This window comes from Flavobacterium cheongpyeongense (genome assembly GCF_003202435.1).
Classification (GTDB): Bacteria; Bacteroidota; Bacteroidia; order Flavobacteriales; family Flavobacteriaceae; genus Flavobacterium; species Flavobacterium cheongpyeongense.
In genome coordinates this window covers 34,559-52,629 of record NZ_QJHK01000024.1, presented here as the reverse complement: position 1 = coordinate 52,629, position 18,071 = coordinate 34,559, and the positions used below count along the sequence as shown (strand labels likewise).

Here is an 18,071-nt window from a genome sequence, read left to right as displayed (position 1 = left end):
TATAAACTAAAAAACCAGAAGCAGTTTCGATGCTTCTGGTTGTTAAAAGGTTTATAGCCAATATAAGTTTTCCACCATTGTTTAACTATAACTAAATGTAAATGTATGAAATTTAATTTACAACCAAAAAAACCTTACAAAAAACTCAGAAAAAAAATTCCGGGACTCCATTTCTCCCACTACAAATTGTTCCTGAGTACCGTTATTCTACTGCTATGTAGTTTTACGGGCCATGCGCAAAATGTTACTGTTAATTTTAAAGAAGCGCCACTGGAAACCGTTTTGAAAGAAGTTGCCAAACAGGCCAATTTTGAAGTTTTTTATACACAGAAGCTGTTGAAAGATTCAAAACCTGTAACCATCAACATTAAAAATGCAACGTTGAAAGAAACCCTTGACCAAATTTTTAATGCACAAAGTTTAAAGTACTCTATTACCAATCAAACTATAGTGGTAACAGCGTCAAAGAGGGACGGCATGGGAAACGAATTAACTACCCTGAAAGGAAAAGTACTAAACAGTAAAAACGAGCCGTTTCCAGGGGTAAATGTTTATATAACAGGCACAAACAGGCATGCCATAACCGATTTTGACGGAAGTTTTTCTTTTGATAATGTGTCTGCGCATTGTATCATCGAATGTTCCGGTTTGACTATTGAGAAAAAAACTTTTGCTGTCAGCGGGCGTAATCCATTAACACTAATTGTCGAAGACAAAGTTTCTGCAATGAAAGAAGTAGTCGTTACTGGTTTTCAGACGCTTAACAGAACACATTCTACCGGAGCAATTGCTAAAGTGGATGAGAAAACTTTAAATGAAAACATCAATACTAATTTAGCAAGTGCATTAGAAGGGCGTGTGGCAGGTTTGATGTTTCAGAAAAATCCAAACGGAGCTTCAGCAGATACGCCGATATTAAGAGGTATAGGTACCTTTTCTTCGCTGGAAGTAGGGTATAGTCCTCTGGTCGTAATAGACGGTTTGCCAACCGAATTGACTCTGGACGAAATTAATCCGTATGATATTGAAAGTATAAATGTTCTGAAAGATGCCGCCGCCGGTTCTATTTATGGCGCCAGAGCCGCAAACGGAATTATCGTTTTAACTACCAAAAAAGGAAATGGTAAATTAAAAGTAAGCATCAACTCTGATTTCTTTATTTCTACTAAGCCAGATATTAAGGATATGAATTATGCTTCTACCAGCGATATACTTGATTTTGAACAGGCAGTATATAACAGGGAGAGAGCGAGATTTGCCAATATAGCGACAATGTTCAATGCTTATGGCGATATCGGAAGCAGCAGCTCAAAATATTATAGTCCACTGTACCAGCTCAACAGAGATTTAGAGAACGGCATAATTAGCAATTCTGATTACAACAGCACTATTGCACAATGGAGAAATAATGACTATATAAAAGATTATCGTGATAATGTATGGCAAAATGAATGGAGACAGCGTTACAATATTGCTTTTTCAGGAAGTACTTCAAAGCAAAATACGTATGTGTCGCTAAATTATGACGATTCAAAAAACAGAATCAAAAACAATACAAGCCGTGCGTTTAATATGTATGCCAAAAGCAATTTTCAGGTCAACAACTGGTTAAATGCGACTTTTGGATTAAATGCTACTTATAGTAATGACGATGTTACGGACTCTGATTTTGGTAATTATAATATTCAAAAACGATATGAGCGTATCACCGATGATAATGGAGAACTTGTAATTGCTCCATTTGTAGGTATCAAGGACGGATTTACGGGCAGCCGTGTCATTAATCCGGCAATGGCAGCAAAAATAAATAGTTTAAGTGGTTTTAAATCTATGAGCTTTAATGTTTTAGATGCGCTTCAGGAAGGTGTTACACATCAAAATTCGCTAAATCTGAGAGCTTTCACAAACCTGAATGCCAAAATATGGAAAGGTTTAAGTTTTAGCACCCAATTTCAATATGAACTGCGAAAAAATGACAACGATCAGTATTATGCTGTAGACTCCTATAAAATGCGCTATGCAATTAATGCTTTAACGGGCTATAATCCTGCCACAAATGCCTACACTTACATAGATGGCTTTTCTGCAGGTGGCCGTTACAAACAATGGAGCAGTCAGGCAAGCAACTATTCTTTTAGAAATCAGTTAGATTTTAATCGGGATTTTAGTGAAGGCAGACATGCTGTCAATGCTATAGCGGGTTTTGAAATGCGCGAAACTTTCGTTCCAAGAGGTATGGAACAGATACGATATGGATATGATCCTGTTACACTTACGTCTGCTGTATTGAATAGTCTGGCACTCAGTCAAACAGGTGTTCCGAGTTATATGTATGGAAATAACACTACACTAGCGGCAGTATCCAGAACACAGACAGAAGTCCTGCACCATTATTTTTCAGTTTTTAGTACCGCAGGTTACACCTATCTGTCAAAATATAATGTTACAGGAAGTTACCGTGTTGACAGGGCAGATTTATTTGGAGTAGATTCTAAGTATAAAAACCGTCCATTATGGTCTACAGGATTAGGTTGGAATGTAAGCAACGAGGAGTTCATGCAAGATGTAAAATGGGTCAACATGCTTAAATTCAGGGCAACTTACGGAATAGGCGGAAATATTGATCAAAGTACGACACCGTACGTAACTGCTACAAGAAGAAACGATAATTTATACCAGTCATTACAATACATCAACATCACAGCACAACCTAATCCATTGTTAAGATGGGAAAAAACACAAACTACCAATTTAGGTTTGGATTATACCTTATTTCAGAATCAACTAACCGGTAGCATTGATGTGTATCGTAAATATAGTAGTGATTTATTAGCTACTACTGACTTAGATCCTACTGTTGGTGCAACGAGCAGAAGAATTAATGCCGGGGCTTTGCTAAACAAAGGAATCGAATTCAGTGTAGGTTCTCAATGGTATAACAGCGGTAACTTCCGAATTAATTCTAATGTAGTATTTGGTTTTAATAAAACTACGATTGATAAAGTTACCAGAGCTGAATCGAGTGCATCAGTCTATGTAAGCGCACCATCAAATTACTTTTTTGAAGGAGAAGTATATAATAGTTTGTATGCTTACAAATATGGTGGCACAATTAATGGTTATCCTTATGTCTTGGATGAAAACGGAAATCCGTCAATTACGTTTGACGATAATGGAAATCCAATCTCAACCAGCATAAAAACAGTTACTAATCCTAAAGCTTTGGTAAATATGGGAAGTTTAACACCAACTTATACAGGTTCCTTATCACAGCGATTTTCGTATAGAGAATTCGATTTGAATATGTTGTTTGTTTTCTCAGGCGGGAATGTTATGCGCAGGGAAACAATTGATATGAGTACTGATGATGTAAACCTTTCAGGCATCACAGATCGTTATACAGATACACAACAAAATGGCAATACACGTTTATATGTTGATCTTGCAGAAAATATCAGAAGTTATGCAGGAACGATCAGCAGTCAGTGGAGGAACTCTGATGTAAACGTGGTGGATGGAGATTATATCAAACTCAGAAACATTTCATTAGGTTATAACCTTCCTAAAACTTTTGCAAATAAAATAAAAATGGAATCAGCAAAATTTACTTTTCAGGTAAATAATATTTGGTATTGGAGTGCGGCAGGCAATCGTATTGACCCGGAAGTTTATTCTGCAAACTCTGGTATACGTAATTTGCCATTGCCTAAAACGTACTTATTTGGTTTTAATTTAACCCTTTAAAAAAATGAAATACATATATATTACAATCTTGTCACTCATCATGCTTTCTGTGACATCCTGCGAAGAATATACAGATCTGACCCCTAAAGGTGCTTTAGTAGTAGAAACTGCTGAACAGTTTCATGAAATGGTCTCGTTGCCAAACAGAGGATACCCAATCAACAACTTTCAGTATTTGTCTGATGATCAATGGATGAAAGAGTCCAATGTAATAGGGGTAACACCAAATATCAATACGATCAATTTTACTTTTGATGAAACTGTAGACAGAGTTTCTATGATTAACAATTCTAGTTTTTACAATCAGGCTTATACCTACATTAATAGATGGAACACCATTATTTCGTTAGTTGATGACAGTAAAGGAGATGGGAGCATCAAAGAGCTGGCAAAAGCAGAGGCTAAAATCTTTAGGGCATACGATCATTTTTTATTGGTAAACCACTATGCAAAGGGCTATGATCCCAAAACAGCTGCTACAGACGGAGGTATTTGTATCATGGATAAATTTGATTTAGAGGCTCAGCCAGAAAAATCTACTGTCGCACAGGTTTACGATTTTATTCAAAAAGATATAGAGGATGCGTTGCCGTATCTTCAGGAAAAACCACTTGATGTTTATCACCCTTCACTAGCGTTTGCTTATGCATTTAAAGCCAAGGTTCATTTGTTCAAACGTGAAATAGCGAAAGCAAAAGAAGCTGCAGAAAAATCCTTAAGCTTTAATAATCAGATATTTGATATGGTAGCTTATAATGCACAGGGAGGACCAAATGTAGTAAGTGTACCTGCTGCAAATAATATTGAAGTACTTAGCTACCAGTACATGACAGGGTATAACGAAATGAACTTTGCGTATCAGTATATTATAAGTCCCGAGCTAAGAATGTTGTTTGGTACAAATGACGCACGTTTTAATTTATTTTTCAATACAACCAGCACGACAAATCTGGATCAGGGATCCAACACGGCTTACTGGGCTACTACTTATACTAAATATTTTTATTCTACTGTTGGGATGAAAACTACAGAGGTTTATCTGATGCTGGCAGAATGTTACGCCCGTGAAGATAAGCTTACAGAAGCAGTTGCTGTTTTGAATACATTAAGAGCAAAACGAATTTTATCTGGTATTGTAAATTTGGATGTCCCAACTACAAGAAAAGAAACCATGGAACTCGTAATAAATGAACGCAGAAAAGAATTGATGTTTGGTTTTAACCGCTTTTTTGACCTGAAAAGGCTAAATACCGAAACGGAATATGCAAAAACAATTACAAGGTTGTTTCCGCTTGTCAACAAAACTGTTCCGCAAAAAACGTATACATTATTACCTAATTCCAGATTATATATTATTCCGTTTCCTTTAGCGGCACTTACAAAAAATCCAAAACTTACATTAAATACAGACGAAAAAGTCCCATTTTAATTCTGATGAATAAATTATTTATTTTATTAATCATGCTGCTTGCGATACAGCAGCATGGTTTTTCACAAAATCCGGTTGAAAAAAAGGCAGACAGTACCAGCACGCAACCAAAAGGCATCCAGGCTTACAACAAGATAATCACTGATAAGGCTAAAAACAAAACCGGTCTTTTTACGATTAGCCAGGTTGATACGAAATATTACTTTCAGATTCCGGATAGTCTCTTTAACAGATATATGCTGGTAGTAACCCGGTATCTTTCAACTCCTGAAGGTTTCGGAAGTTTTGGAGGAGAAAAAGTAAACGAACAGACCATTTACTTTGAAAAGGGATCAAACAATAACGTGTACCTGAGAGCATTGCAATACAAACAGGATGTCCGAAACGCAAATTCCATGTTGGCAAAAGCATTAGCCGGGAGTAACGAAAATCCAATTGTGGCCGCTTTTTCGATAAAAACAACTAATCCAGATAATGGAGATGTCGTGATTGAGGTAACAGATGTTTTCAAAAAAGATAATGTTATGTTTTCTTTAGAGAATAAAGAGAAGACAGAAAAAAAACTAACATCACTAGCTGATGACAAATCTTTTGTCGAGGCAATGGATGTCTATCCAATTAACATTGAGGTCAAAACAACCAAAACATATTTAAGTTCGATAGCAAGCAGCGGAATCATAACGCTGCGATTAAATACTTCGATTGTACTGCTTCCTAAAATACCAATGCGTAAACGTTTTGAAGATGAGAGAGTAGGTTTTTTTGCTAATAAATATGTTTTGTTTGATGATAATGAACAGCGTGCCCAGACAAAGTTTATTGTACAGCGTTATCGTTTAGAGCCTAAAGACAAAGAAGTTAAGAAATACCTGCGTGGCGAATTGGTTGAACCCAAAAAACAGATTGTATACTACATTGACCCGGCGACGCCCAAAAAATGGAGACCTTACTTAATTGCAGGAATTAACGACTGGCAAAGGGCCTTTGAAGCTGCCGGTTTTAAAAATGCTATTGTGGGTAAGGAATGGCCTGAAGATGACAAGACGATGAGTCTGGAAGACGCACGGTATTCAGTAGTACGCTATTATGCATCTGAAACACCTAATGCTTACGGACCACGTGTTAGCGATCCTAGAAGTGGTGAAATTATCGAAAGCCATGTAGGCTGGTACCATAACGTGATGAAATTGGTACAAAGATGGTACATGATTCAGGCAGGGCCTTTAGACCCGAAAGCCAGAAAAATGCATCTGGATGATGAATTGATGGGACAGTTAATTCGTTTTGTTTCTTCACATGAAATAGGGCATACTATTGGTTTACGGCACAATATGGGAGCGAGCAGTGCTACCCCGGTAGAAAAATTGAGAGATAAAAAATGGGTTGAAGCTAATGGACATACTGTTTCGATAATGGATTATGCACGTTTCAACTATGTCGCGCAACCGGAAGATAATATTGGTCCTGCGGGCATTTATCCGCGTATCGGAATATACGACAAATGGGCTATTAAGTGGGGGTATAGCTATCTTCCAAATGCAAAAGATGAATTTGAAGAAGAAAATATTCTGAGCAAAATGACTACTGATAGTTTGTCTGTTAATCCTAAATTATGGTTTGGAGGAGAAGGAAAAGAAGAAGATCCCCGCAGCCAGACAGAAGATCTGGGAGATGATGCAGTATTAGCGAGTGATTATGGTATTAAAAATTTAAAGAGAGTAGTGCCAAATCTTATTTCATGGACCTATCAGCCTAACGATGCTTATGATAATTTATCAGATATGCATAAAGCAGTAGTAAAACAATATGGTTTGTACTTATATCATGTACTAAAATATATTGGAAATGATTACGTAACCAAAAGAACGGTTAACGAAAAAGAAATCGTATACAAGCCAGTTCCAAAAGCAAAAGTAAAAGCTGCTATCGGGTACATTGGAAGGCAATTGTTTGAAGCACCGCTTTGGATGTACCCTCAGGAAATTGATGAACTCATCTCTTTAAAAGCAGCGGATCAGATTTCAGATCAACAAAATCAAGTATTAAATATGCTTTTGAGTTCTGGTATGCTATACAATATCAGCCTTAAAGCAATGGAATCCCAAGGGGCTTATACAGTACCAGAGTTTTTAAATGATTTGAAGCAAACCGTATGGAAGGACTTCAGTGGAAATACAAAGCAGGATTTTTACAGACGAGGTTTACAGCGCAGCTATATTGAGAAATTAGGAATGCTGTTATTGCCAAAAGAAGTTGAGCCTGGTAAAGCATTGAATACTGCACAGCGCAGCGATGTCAGATTGTATGGCAAGCAGCATCTCATACAATTAAGAGCTGATGTTAAAAAACTTATGGATGCTTCAACAGGACTAAATAAAGATCATTTCGAAAGTACTTTGATAGAAATAGATAAAATAGTTTCAAAACTAAATAAAACAGATATATGAAAAGTTTATTAATTATAGCGTTCATTTGCGTAAGTAATTTTACGCAGGCGCAAATAACCTCTAAGGAAGAAGTAGCTCCTCAATTGGCAGAAAAGCGTGAAGCAGAAAAAAAAGAAATCACAAAAAATTACCTGGCTTTAAAAAACAGTCTGATAATTTCAGATAGTCTTGCCGTTATTAAAAATGCAGAAGCTTTGAAGAATTCCTTAAAAAAATTCAAATTCAAAAAATTAAGCCTTGAAAAAATGAATGAAGCTATTACATCAAGGAAAGAAATTATGGAGTTGGCAACTCAAATGGCAGCGACTAAAAACATCAATAAACAGCGTAAATTTTTCGAAACGCTTTCTGTTAAATATTGGGATCAGGCTGCTAAATTCAAAGCCGCAGATGCAACATTATATCTTCAGGTCTGTCCAATGACAGGAGCTGTCTGGACAAGTGACAGTAAAGAAATCAAAAATCCTTACTATCCGAAAAATATGCTGACTTGCGGTGAAGTAAAAGCAAGTCTATAAAGATTGAATTAGTTGATAAATACGGTATTCTGAATAAGGACCGTATTTGTCTTTTTAGTTAGTATGAAAAGTATAGTCTTAAACACAAAGTTGTACATCTTTTTAGGATTAAGTGTAAATAGGTGATTCTTTTTTCAGTATTAGATTATGTATTTATACAATCGGGGAGAGAAAGAACTCTTTAAGTCAGTTTTTTAAATCACTGTTATTAGATTGAATTTATGCTAATGATTTCTTTTGCCTCAAAAAAAAATACATTGACCTCATTTTATTGTCAGAGTTTTTGAATATACATATTATTGTAAATAAGTCTTTGATATAGGTATTATTGAAATATCGGTATAAAATTACTATCGATTTTATTCCTTTTTCACCTCTATTTAATGGCATATTTTGCAAGTATGAATCTTTTAAATCCCAAAGAATATGAAAACAAAAAAATATTTCTATTTCTGTTTATTTTTAGGTATTTCTACATTATCCTGTTCTAAAGATAATGATACTAATGAAGACCCAACCAATATTACAACAACTGATCCTGTTGTAATTAGCGCAACAGCTGCAAAGGGAACAGCAGAGGGATCATCAGCAACTGGAGCAAACGAGGAGGATATACTTGCCAATTCAACCTTTGCTTCTACCGTAAAAATAACATTTAGTGGTACAAGTGCGACGATAGAAAATACAGTAACAGGAGTAACCATTAACACTTCTGGAGCAGATGTTACAATTACCTCTACTGTTGCCGGAGTAGCTTATGAAGTAACTGGCAGTACCACAGATGGAATGCTCAAAATATACAGTGAAAAAAAATATAAGCTGACTCTGAACGGTGTCTCCATCAAAAACAATGATGGACCTGCAGTTAACATTCAGTCTGGTAAGCGGGCTTTTGTTGTGTTGAGTGGAACAAATACATTAGAGGACGGAGTAACGTATGCTACATCGGCAGAAGACCAAAAGGGAACCTTTTTTAGCGAAGGACAGCTTATTTTTTCAGGTACCGGTATCCTTACTATTGTTGGTAATAATAAACATGCTATTGTAGCAGATGACTATGTACGTGTACAAAGTGGCACGATTACTATAACCAAAGCTTCTTCAGATGGTATTCACACAAATGACGGGGTTTATATTGATGGAGGTAATCTGAACATCACAGCGTCGAGTGACGGTATCGAAGCTGAAGAAGGCCATGTCATCATCAATGGCGGAATCATTACTGCTACTGTTGCCGATGACGGGATAGTTGCGTCATACGATACCGACGAAACGATTGATCCCTATGTTGTAATCAATGGAGGTACTATTACTATTACGACAACAGGAGAAGGCGGCGAAGGAATAGAGAGCAAAAGTACCCTGACCATCAACGACGGGACTATTTACATCAAAGCTGTTGATGATGCCATCAATGCGGGTGATGCTATCTATATCAATGGAGGGAATATTGTTGCATACAGTACGACAAATGATGGTATAGATTCTAATGGTACAATGACTATAACCGGAGGAAGAGTTTTCTCTACAGGAGCCAAAAGTCCGGAAGAAGGTTTTGATTGTGATAATAATACGTTCAAGATTACCGGAGGATTACTGATTGGTGCCGGAGGAGCAACCAGCTCACCAACTGCCAGCGTGTCCACCCAGGCTTCTGCCATTTTGGGGAGTGGAAATGCGGGAACTATATTTAGCATATTAGACAGTGATAATGCTGAGGTGATGACATTTAAATCCCCTGCGAGTTTTACAACATTACTGTTATCCGGCAGTAAATTCAGTTCGGGTAAAACCTATAAATTGGTTTCGGTTTCTGCTGTCACTGGAGCTTCGGATTTTAACGGACTATATTTGGGAGGAACATTTAGTAATCCTACAGTATCATCAAGTTTTACGTTGACATCCATGGTGACGAAAATAGGAGGGAGTACAGGTCCTGGAAGATAATGCAATAATAGATGAAATTCGATAAGTAATTTTTTGAATATATTAAAGAACAAGTCCATACCAATCAGGTGTGGGCTTGTTACTGTTTATAAAATGTATTAATGAATTAATACAAAATAATATTAATGAAGATTGGATCCCTGCTTTTTACTTTTTCCAGTTGCGATTCTGGTAATCAATAGGTTTTGAGTATGATTATTTTATAATTGAATTTCTTTGCATATATAACCTTGGTTTTCAAAAAAATCTTTCGGAAAATTCATTAAATAATTGCCACGTAATTGCCAAAGTATCAATTTTCCGTTTTTAAGAAAAATCCAGCGTGAAAAACTTTTATCTTCAGTTAATTCAAAGAAAATGGCACCATTGTATTGTCCTTCATATTTATTTTTATCTATTTTATTGTCCTCCAAATCTTTTTTAAATGCATTTTTTGCTTTGGTACTTAAGGATTTAGATTTAATCCAATGTATTTCCCCTAAACAATTCTCACAGTTTAATGTATATTTATAAATAGGATTATCTTTTAATGAATTTATTAAACGATGTCTTTTATAGATAATTGATTTTTTAGTACTTAATAGCTCATTCATTCCCGAAATGATATAAAATTCAATATTTTTTGAGATTTTTAAATAAAAAACCCTGAAAATTATCAATTTTTTTCAGGGTTTTACTTTTCGTACAGCTTCTTTTATTTTTGTAAATGATTCTAAAGATACTTAGGGTTGTTTGCTATAGGTTTCAATTTCAAAAACCAAAGTAGCATTTGGCGGAATCACACCTCCTGCACCAGCTTCACCATACGCTAAATTTGAAGGAAGAAAGAAAATTGCTTTATCTCCGTCTGTCATCATATTAAGAGCTTCAATGAACCCCGGAATCATGCCGTCTTTTTTTCCAACAGTAAAAGGAAAAGCTTTGTAGCCGCCTTGTGCATCTCTGTTTGGGTTATATTTTCCGTATGCTTTTTCTACATTAGACATACTACTGTCAAAAAGATTTCCGTCTTCAAAATATCCAGCATAATGAAAATATATCGTAGAGCCCTCAGCACCTTTTACACCAGTTCCTTTTTGGGTAATCACATATTTTAATCCAGAGGAAGTTGTGGTAGCATTTGCTTTGGTGGCAGTAAAATAAGCCGCTTTTTCTTTAACTACTTTTTGGGATTCCAGTTTTTTTGCTTCATCTTTTTTAGCGTCGTTGGCTAAAACTTTTGCAGCATCAAATTTTTTCGCAGTGGCACCTTTTCGGGTAATCGTGATTTTTGTCATGATGTCATCCTGAACAATTTTATTTACATTATCCATTCCTGATACAACATGTCCAAAAATAGTATGTTTTCCGTTCAACCACGGTGTTTCTTTATGAGTGATGAAAAACTGACTTCCATTAGTGGCAGGACCGGAATTGGCCATTGCTAAAATTCCGCCCTTGTCAAAAACTAATTCTTTAACAAATTCATCCTTAAAAGAAAATCCAGGACCTCCCGTTCCGTTTCCGTCAGGGTCACCTCCCTGAATCATAAAGTCATTGATAACCCTGTGGAATTTTAGTCCGTCATAAAATGGCTTACCTTTTAGCTTTTCCACCTTTACATTTGGATTTTTGCCTTCAGCCAAAGAAATAAAATTTGCAACAGTTACCGGAGCTTTTTCGTATTCTAAAGTCAAGACGATATCTCCTTTTGTTGTTGAAATGGTAGCAAAAATACCTTCAGCCGGATTAGCATTTGAAGTTGCTTTTACTGCTGTTTTTGCTATGCCGGTTTTTGATTTTGCAGCCGGTTTTTTTGTCGTTTGTGCCTGAATGTTAAGTACTGTCAGACAAAATAAAAATAGAAATTTAAACTTCATTTTGTATTGATTTTAGTCAATGTTAGTTAACAATAATTATTATGGTTTTTCCAGTAACTGAATTTCGAAAACAATATTAGCGTTTGGAGGAATAACTCCACCGGCTCCTGTTTCTCCATAGGCTAAATGAGATGGAATAAAAAGCACTGCCTTGTCACCAAAAGAAAGTTGTTCAACCCCTTCAATAAATCCCGGGATCAATCCTTGTTTGTTTCCGGCAGTAAAAGGAATTGCCTGATAGCCATTTGCATCAGCTTTTGCCTGAATAAATTTTCCAAATGTTTTTGAAACTTCTGCTGAACTTGAATCAAATAAAGTTCCGTTTTCTAAAAAACCGGAGTAACTAATGTATACCTGTGTACCGGCTGCCGGTTTTTTACCTTTTCCTTTTTCAGTAATTACATATTCTAATCCTGAGTTTGTTTTTGTCGCTTTTGTTTTTAGGGTAACTAATGACGCCGCTTTTTCTTTTTGTACATCAGCGTATTTACTCTGTTCTTTTGCTATTTCAGCAAAATAATCATGAAATATTTTTACAGCATCAAACTTTTTAGCAGCTTCACCATTTCGGATAATTTTTACAGCAATTAATTGGTCATCTTGTTTTACCTGATTCACTACTTCCTGACCTTTTTCTACTACATGCCCAAAAATAGTATGTTTTCCGTCTAACCATGGAGTTTCTACATGTGTGATGAAAAACTGACTGCTGTTTGTTCCGGGGCCGTTATTGGCCATTGCCAGAACACCTGCTTTGTCAAATTTTAAATCAGTAAATTCATCTTTAAATTTATAACCTGTATCTCCTGAGCCTGTTCCAAGCGGATCTCCCGTCTGGATCATGAAATTTTCGATAACTCTGTGGAATTTCAATCCGTCAAAAAAAGGTTTGTTTTTAAGTTTTTCATCAGCTACAAATTCATTTTTACCTTCGGCTAAGGTTACAAAATTAGCAACAGTTACAGGTGCTTTTTTATAATCTAATTCTACAATGATGCTCCCTTTACTAGTTTCTATTTCGGCATATAAACCATCTGGCAAATTACTGTGTTCATCTTTACAGGAATAAAATGAGGTAACGGCTAACAGGAATAATAAAATACTCTTTTTCATTTTTAAAATGTTGTTTTTAGGGTGTTAATGTGTCTTTTTTGGTTGGAGCTGCGGGTTTTGAGTTTACAGGTTTTAATGCCGGCTTTGCTGTATTGCTTGTGTTTGTTGCTGTTATAGCATTTGGATCCGGAACAAAATTTCGAAGTGTAACCGTACAGATTAATGATTGATTTGTCCCTATTTTTTTATTGTCTCCATGATAACCATAAGCAATATGAGATGGAAACAGAAAATTTACGGTTTCGTTTTTATGCATTAATTTGATTCCGTCTCTCAGTCCCATCATGATATCTTCTTTATCGACATAGTACGTTTGCGGGCCAAGTTCAGCTTCAGAATAGATTATTTTGCCTTCAATATCTTTTATTTCTAAATTAAAATAAGCAATATCTCCTTTTTTAGGACTTTGAGTATCGGTTAGATTTTTTTCATCATAAGACAGCCAATATCCTTTTCTGGTTGCGTAATATTTTACTTTAGGGTTGCTTTTAATGATTTTTTTAATCACATCTTCTTCGCTGGCAACCAGTTTTTTGTTTCTGTCTGCTGATTTTTTCATAAACGTGCCAGAAGCTTGGGAAATAGGTCTTCTGGCTTCTTCATGATGTTTACAACTAACAAATAAAACAGTAAAAAGCAAGGTGTAAATGCTTAGTTTTAAGTAGTTCATTGGGTTATATTTTTAGTTTAATTACTAAATCTTCAAATTTTTTCAAGGTTTCCTCCATTGAAATTTCGGATCTTCCACCGGCAGCATTTACATGGCCGCCACCATCGAAATGATCCCTGGCAAACTGATTTACATCAAATCCGCCTTGAGAACGAAAGGATATCTTAATGATGTTTTCTTCCTTGTTTTCTATAAAAATAGCTGTAAAAACAATATCTTTTATACTTAAGCCATAATTAACAATGCCTTCGGTATCACCTTTTATATAATTAAAAGAATCAAGTTCATCCTGCGTTAACGAAGTATAAGAAGTTTTATGTTCTGATAAAATTTTCATATTCTGCAAAGCACATCCTAATAATTGTAAACGGCTATACGAACTATTATCAAATAATAAAACTGGAATTTCAGTATTTTCTACACCTAAATCAATTAATTCAGCGACTATACGATGCGTGTTTCCTGTAGTTTTAGGAAAACGAAAAGAACCTGAATCGGTTAATATTCCGGTATAAATACAGGTTGCAATGGTTTTGTCTATATCTTCTTTTTTGTTTAAAAACAGAATGAAATTATAAATCATTTCACACGTAGAACCAAAAGAAGTGTCAGAGTAGGTGTAAGCTGCGTAATCATGCGGTTTTTCATGATGGTCAATCATGATATACGGAACTATCATTTTGGCTAAAGTATGTTCCATCTCGCCAGTACGATGCAAAGCATTAAAATCAAGGGTAAAAATTAGTTCAGCTTCTTCTAATATTCTGGTACAGTTTTCAGTATCTTTTTCAAAGATTTTTACCGTTTCAGAACCCGGAAGCCAGGCTAAAAAATCAGGAAAATCATTAGGAGCAATTACGGTTGGCTGATGATTGTTTTTTAATAAAAAATGGTAGAGTGCCAATGTAGAACCCATGGCGTCACCGTCCGGTCCTCTATGCGGAATTATTGCAATTTTCTTTGGAGCTGCAAGCAATAACTGTATTGCCTGAATATCTTGTATTTTCATAGTGTGCGAATTTACATTTTTTTAATGTAATGCTGAAAACATTTTACGGATTAACAAACTTTTATGGGTTGGAAGTTATAAGTTAAGAGTGATAAGTTTTTGAGGAGAGACTTATTTTGCAGAATGCTTAATGCACTGAAAAGGTATTGTGATTTATAATCAAAGGTTTTTTAACTCTTTTCTTTGTAATTTCTGATAGAGTTTATATTTGACGCCTTTTACAATCTGGGATTTATAAATTCCAACAGAACCTGATGAAAAATAAGCGATTGTACAGGCGATAGCGATAAAAATTCCAGGCTGAATTCCAAATAATTCCATTCCCATAATAGTACAGGCGACAGGAGTGTGGGTGGCACCGGAGAAAACCGCCACGAATCCCAGACCTGATAAAAAAGCAATTGGCATTGGGATAATAAGTGATAAAGCGCTTCCTAAAGCTGCGCCAACAAAAAATAAAGGTGTGACTTCGCCTCCTTTAAAACCGGCCCCCAAAGTGAATCCGGTAAATAAAATTTTAAGTAAAAAATCATACCACGGATTAGCATTTGAAAACGAATCTACAATTGCCGGAACACCTAAGCCTGAAAATTTGGTTAACCCAAAACCAGCAAAGGCAATGGCTAAAATGATTCCGCCAACAAAAGGTCTCAACGGAGCGTATTTAATATTTTTAGAAAAAAGGGAACTCCAAAAATGAGTACTTCTGGCAAATAACAAAGCTGCTAAGCCAGATAATAGTCCTACAATCATCGTATAAAACAAGCTGCCTGTACTTAGTGCAGGAACAACAGGAATGCTGTAATGTGTATGTTTTACGTCCCAAAGTTCAACAGTAAAAAACGCTACATAGGCAACAAGAAATGATAAAATAATACTTTTGAAATTGATTTTACTGAAATACAAGACTTCTAAAGCAAAAATAGCACCGGTCAAAGGTGTTCCAAAAACAGACGCAAAACCTGCACTGATTCCCAGAATAATCAGGATTTTTCTTTCGGAATTATCTAAATTGAAATACTTAGTAAATTGATCAGCAATGGCACCGCCCATTTGTACAGCTGTTCCTTCTCGTCCGGCAGATCCTCCAAATAAGTGTGTGAGTAAAGTTCCTGAAAGAACTAAAGGCGCCATTTTGAACGGAATGACTTTCTTAGGATTTTCATATTCCTCCAGTAATAAATTATTCCCTTTTACAACAGATTCTCCCCAATGATAATAACTGAATCCAACTAATAATCCGCCAATCGGTAAAAACCAGATAATCCAGTCGTGCTGAATTCTAAATTGCGTAACAAATTCTAATGAAACTAAAAAGAAAGCGGATGCAGATCCTGAAAAAAAACCAATTAAAACACAAATGAAAATCCATTTGAAAATGTCGGTCAGTAAATGTTTTTGAGTCATGAATTATTTTAGAAAAGTTTTTGCCACGAGTTTCACAAATTTACATGAATTTGATTTGTATTAATTGAGAAGAACAAAAAATCTTTTACTCTTTAATCTTTTAATTAGTTTTAAGTCTTTTGTCAGGTCTTAAAGGAACAGAAGTTCTTTTCGGTGTGAGGCTTCAAATTTGCTCAAAATACAATTGAAAATAGTTAGTGTGAATTTTTGAAACTCGTGGCAAAAATAATTTCGTAGCAAAAAAATTATTCCTGCACTACAGCTGTAAATTCAATTTCAACCAGATATTCAGGGGCAACCAGCTTGCTGATTTCATAAAAACCGGTAGTGGGTTTTACATCTTTAAAAAAAGCAGCGTGAGCTCTTGCCACTTCTTCGAAAGTACTAATATCGGTAGTGAAAATTCTGGTTCTGATGACATCTTTCATTCCAACGTTCAAATCTTCTAATACTTTTTCTATGCGCTCCAGAATATTATAAGTTTGGGCATAAGCATCATCGGCCTTTACTTTTTCGCCATCAACAATAGCCACAGTACCGGAAACTTCAATAATGTTGCCAATTCTTACGGCACGACAATATCCCATTTTGTCTTCCCACGGTGATCCTGTTAAGATGTTTTCTCTTTTCATTTCGTCTGTTTTATTGAATTTGATTTGTGAATTTTAAATCAAATTCAGGTTAATTAAATTACGCTGCAATTTATAAAATATGTAACTGATAAGCGCTGAAATTATTTGAAATCACTTCGTTAATTTTAATTTTTTGTGATATTTTGAATTGATTTTACCAAAGTAAATTTAATCAGATGTTTGTTCAAAAATGACATTGGTTTATGTAGTATAGCTTTAAAATTAGAAACTATTCTTTTGAAGAGTTAATAGATCTGGCAGGTTTTTTGATTCTAAAAATTAGCCTAATTTATTGTTATAAAAGTCATAAAGTAGCAGTCGATAATATAATTATGTTATTTTTGTAGATGTACTTTTTGATATTATAAATTCTAAAAGCAGATTCGATAATACTTTTTCAATGAAGCATATTTTAATATTCATATTTTTTTTCACTGTACTGACGGCTGCTGCTCAGGCTGAATTTAACTCAGGTTTTAAGCCCATTCCTGCCCGAAAATTTGATGCTAAACCTAAAAAAATGCCTGCTCCAGAAATAAAAGCCCCACAGGCATCAAGTACAGATATTCCGGGTATTAAAACACCAAATATTTTTGAGAACGCAACAATAACACCAAAATCTAAATTTCAGATTGGTGAAGAAAAAAGCAAGTTTTCGATGTCAACAGAAACAGATTTCGCTAACCCCGGAGATCGTTATGTTCCTAAAATGGAAAAAGATCTGGATAAAGCACTCAGGGAGGCTGGTTTAAAAGAAGGACGGGGAGAATTAGTTAAGAAGAATATTTCGTTGGGGGATTTTAGAACCCAGTCCGCTTACTTTATTATAAAGTTCAGGGATTTTGGTGCTATTGATGGCGATTTGGTTAAGATAACCTCAAATGATCAGGTGGTTCAAAGTCAGTTATTTTTAGATAGTAATTACAAACAAGTAAAAATTACGTTGTCTAACGGCTTTAATAAACTCGATTTTGAAGCGCTAAACATTGGTTCTTTAGGAGGAAATACGGCCGAAATTCAGGTTTATGATGACAAAGGAACATTAATAACAAATGATTATTGGAATAATCTTGCAGCAGGTTTTAAGGCTTCAATTATTGTTACGAAAGAATAATAATCGTAGTATTCTAATCGTATTTTTCATATTAATAATGATTGGAAGGCATTCCACTTGCAGCTAACGCAAGTAACAAAACAAAAGAAAAAAAGATTGACAGGATTACAGTAATTATAAAATTAATTAAATACGACATCCATACTCTACGTTTTTTGGATTTTATATTCTTAATTAATAAA

At 35.2% G+C, this 18,071-nt stretch carries 13 protein-coding genes; 6 read left to right on the top strand and 7 right to left on the bottom strand.

The window, feature by feature from the left end:
- Positions 1–105 precede the first annotated feature (105 nt).
- From DMB65_RS19385 to DMB65_RS19365, 5 genes are all read left to right on the top strand, one after another.
- Positions 106–3,744 (top strand): SusC/RagA family TonB-linked outer membrane protein, encoded by a 3,639-nt coding sequence (locus DMB65_RS19385; RefSeq protein ID WP_110308289.1) that lies wholly within the window; start codon positions 106–108, stop codon positions 3,742–3,744.
- Between the two features lie 4 nt (positions 3,745–3,748).
- On the top strand, positions 3,749–5,173 hold the full coding sequence (locus DMB65_RS19380) for a RagB/SusD family nutrient uptake outer membrane protein (protein ID WP_110308288.1): 1,425 nt from the start codon (positions 3,749–3,751) through the stop codon (positions 5,171–5,173).
- 5 nt (positions 5,174–5,178) lie between these two features.
- On the top strand, positions 5,179–7,620 hold the full coding sequence (locus DMB65_RS19375; RefSeq protein WP_110308287.1) for a zinc-dependent metalloprotease: 2,442 nt from the start codon (positions 5,179–5,181) through the stop codon (positions 7,618–7,620).
- On the top strand, positions 7,617–8,138 hold the full coding sequence (locus tag DMB65_RS19370; protein WP_110308286.1) for a DUF3347 domain-containing protein: 522 nt from the start codon (positions 7,617–7,619) through the stop codon (positions 8,136–8,138). Before DMB65_RS19375 ends, DMB65_RS19370 begins: the two co-directional genes overlap by 4 nt.
- Positions 8,139–8,564: 426 nt before the next feature.
- Entirely contained in the window at positions 8,565–10,085 is a 1,521-nt protein-coding gene (locus DMB65_RS19365; RefSeq protein WP_110308285.1) for a carbohydrate-binding domain-containing protein, read from the top strand.
- 200 nt (positions 10,086–10,285) lie between these two features.
- Here the strand turns inward: DMB65_RS19365 and DMB65_RS19360 are convergent, their stop codons facing one another.
- From DMB65_RS19360 to DMB65_RS19330, 7 genes are all read right to left on the bottom strand, one after another.
- A complete protein-coding gene (locus DMB65_RS19360; RefSeq protein WP_123955364.1) occupies positions 10,286–10,678 on the bottom strand; it encodes a hypothetical protein in 393 nt (130 codons plus the stop codon).
- Between the two features lie 129 nt (positions 10,679–10,807).
- On the bottom strand, positions 10,808–11,944 hold the full coding sequence (locus DMB65_RS19355; RefSeq protein WP_110308283.1) for a peptidylprolyl isomerase: 1,137 nt from the start codon (positions 11,942–11,944) through the stop codon (positions 10,808–10,810).
- Positions 11,945–11,983: 39 nt separating this feature from the next.
- Positions 11,984–13,057: a peptidylprolyl isomerase gene (locus DMB65_RS19350; protein ID WP_110308282.1), complete on the bottom strand. Its 1,074-nt coding sequence runs from the start codon at positions 13,055–13,057 to the stop codon at positions 11,984–11,986.
- A gap of 16 nt (positions 13,058–13,073) precedes the next feature.
- The gene (gene gldI, locus DMB65_RS19345) at positions 13,074–13,727 is read right to left on the bottom strand and encodes a gliding motility-associated peptidyl-prolyl isomerase GldI (RefSeq protein WP_110308281.1); all 654 of its coding nucleotides are present in this window, start codon (positions 13,725–13,727) and stop codon (positions 13,074–13,076) included.
- A gap of 4 nt (positions 13,728–13,731) precedes the next feature.
- On the bottom strand, positions 13,732–14,736 hold the full coding sequence (locus tag DMB65_RS19340; RefSeq protein WP_110308280.1) for a DHH family phosphoesterase: 1,005 nt from the start codon (positions 14,734–14,736) through the stop codon (positions 13,732–13,734).
- Between the two features lie 159 nt (positions 14,737–14,895).
- On the bottom strand, positions 14,896–16,143 hold the full coding sequence (locus DMB65_RS19335) for a voltage-gated chloride channel family protein (protein ID WP_110308279.1): 1,248 nt from the start codon (positions 16,141–16,143) through the stop codon (positions 14,896–14,898).
- Positions 16,144–16,388: 245 nt separating this feature from the next.
- A complete protein-coding gene (locus tag DMB65_RS19330; RefSeq protein WP_110308278.1) occupies positions 16,389–16,775 on the bottom strand; it encodes a RidA family protein in 387 nt (128 codons plus the stop codon).
- Positions 16,776–17,175: 400 nt separating this feature from the next.
- Between DMB65_RS19330 and DMB65_RS19325 the strand changes: the two genes are divergently transcribed.
- A complete protein-coding gene (locus DMB65_RS19325; RefSeq protein ID WP_110308277.1) occupies positions 17,176–17,889 on the top strand; it encodes a hypothetical protein in 714 nt (237 codons plus the stop codon).
- Positions 17,890–18,071: the final 182 nt, after the last annotated feature.

Excerpts from the sequence above, each read along its gene's own strand:
- DMB65_RS19385 (WP_110308289.1), top strand. The coding sequence starts at position 106 with ATGAAATTTAATTTACAACCAAAAAAACCTTACAAAAAACTCAGAAAA.
- DMB65_RS19380 (WP_110308288.1), top strand. The coding sequence starts at position 3,749 with ATGAAATACATATATATTACAATCTTGTCACTCATCATGCTTTCTGTG.
- DMB65_RS19375 (WP_110308287.1), top strand. The coding sequence starts at position 5,179 with ATGAATAAATTATTTATTTTATTAATCATGCTGCTTGCGATACAGCAG.
- DMB65_RS19370 (WP_110308286.1), top strand. The coding sequence starts at position 7,617 with ATGAAAAGTTTATTAATTATAGCGTTCATTTGCGTAAGTAATTTTACG.
- DMB65_RS19365 (WP_110308285.1), top strand. The coding sequence starts at position 8,565 with ATGAAAACAAAAAAATATTTCTATTTCTGTTTATTTTTAGGTATTTCT.
- DMB65_RS19360 (WP_123955364.1), bottom strand. The coding sequence starts at position 10,678 with ATGAATGAGCTATTAAGTACTAAAAAATCAATTATCTATAAAAGACAT.
- DMB65_RS19355 (WP_110308283.1), bottom strand. The coding sequence starts at position 11,944 with ATGAAGTTTAAATTTCTATTTTTATTTTGTCTGACAGTACTTAACATT.
- DMB65_RS19350 (WP_110308282.1), bottom strand. The coding sequence starts at position 13,057 with ATGAAAAAGAGTATTTTATTATTCCTGTTAGCCGTTACCTCATTTTAT.
- gldI (WP_110308281.1), bottom strand. The coding sequence starts at position 13,727 with ATGAACTACTTAAAACTAAGCATTTACACCTTGCTTTTTACTGTTTTA.
- DMB65_RS19340 (WP_110308280.1), bottom strand. The coding sequence starts at position 14,736 with ATGAAAATACAAGATATTCAGGCAATACAGTTATTGCTTGCAGCTCCA.
- DMB65_RS19335 (WP_110308279.1), bottom strand. The coding sequence starts at position 16,143 with ATGACTCAAAAACATTTACTGACCGACATTTTCAAATGGATTTTCATT.
- DMB65_RS19330 (WP_110308278.1), bottom strand. The coding sequence starts at position 16,775 with ATGAAAAGAGAAAACATCTTAACAGGATCACCGTGGGAAGACAAAATG.
- DMB65_RS19325 (WP_110308277.1), top strand. The coding sequence starts at position 17,176 with ATGAAGCATATTTTAATATTCATATTTTTTTTCACTGTACTGACGGCT.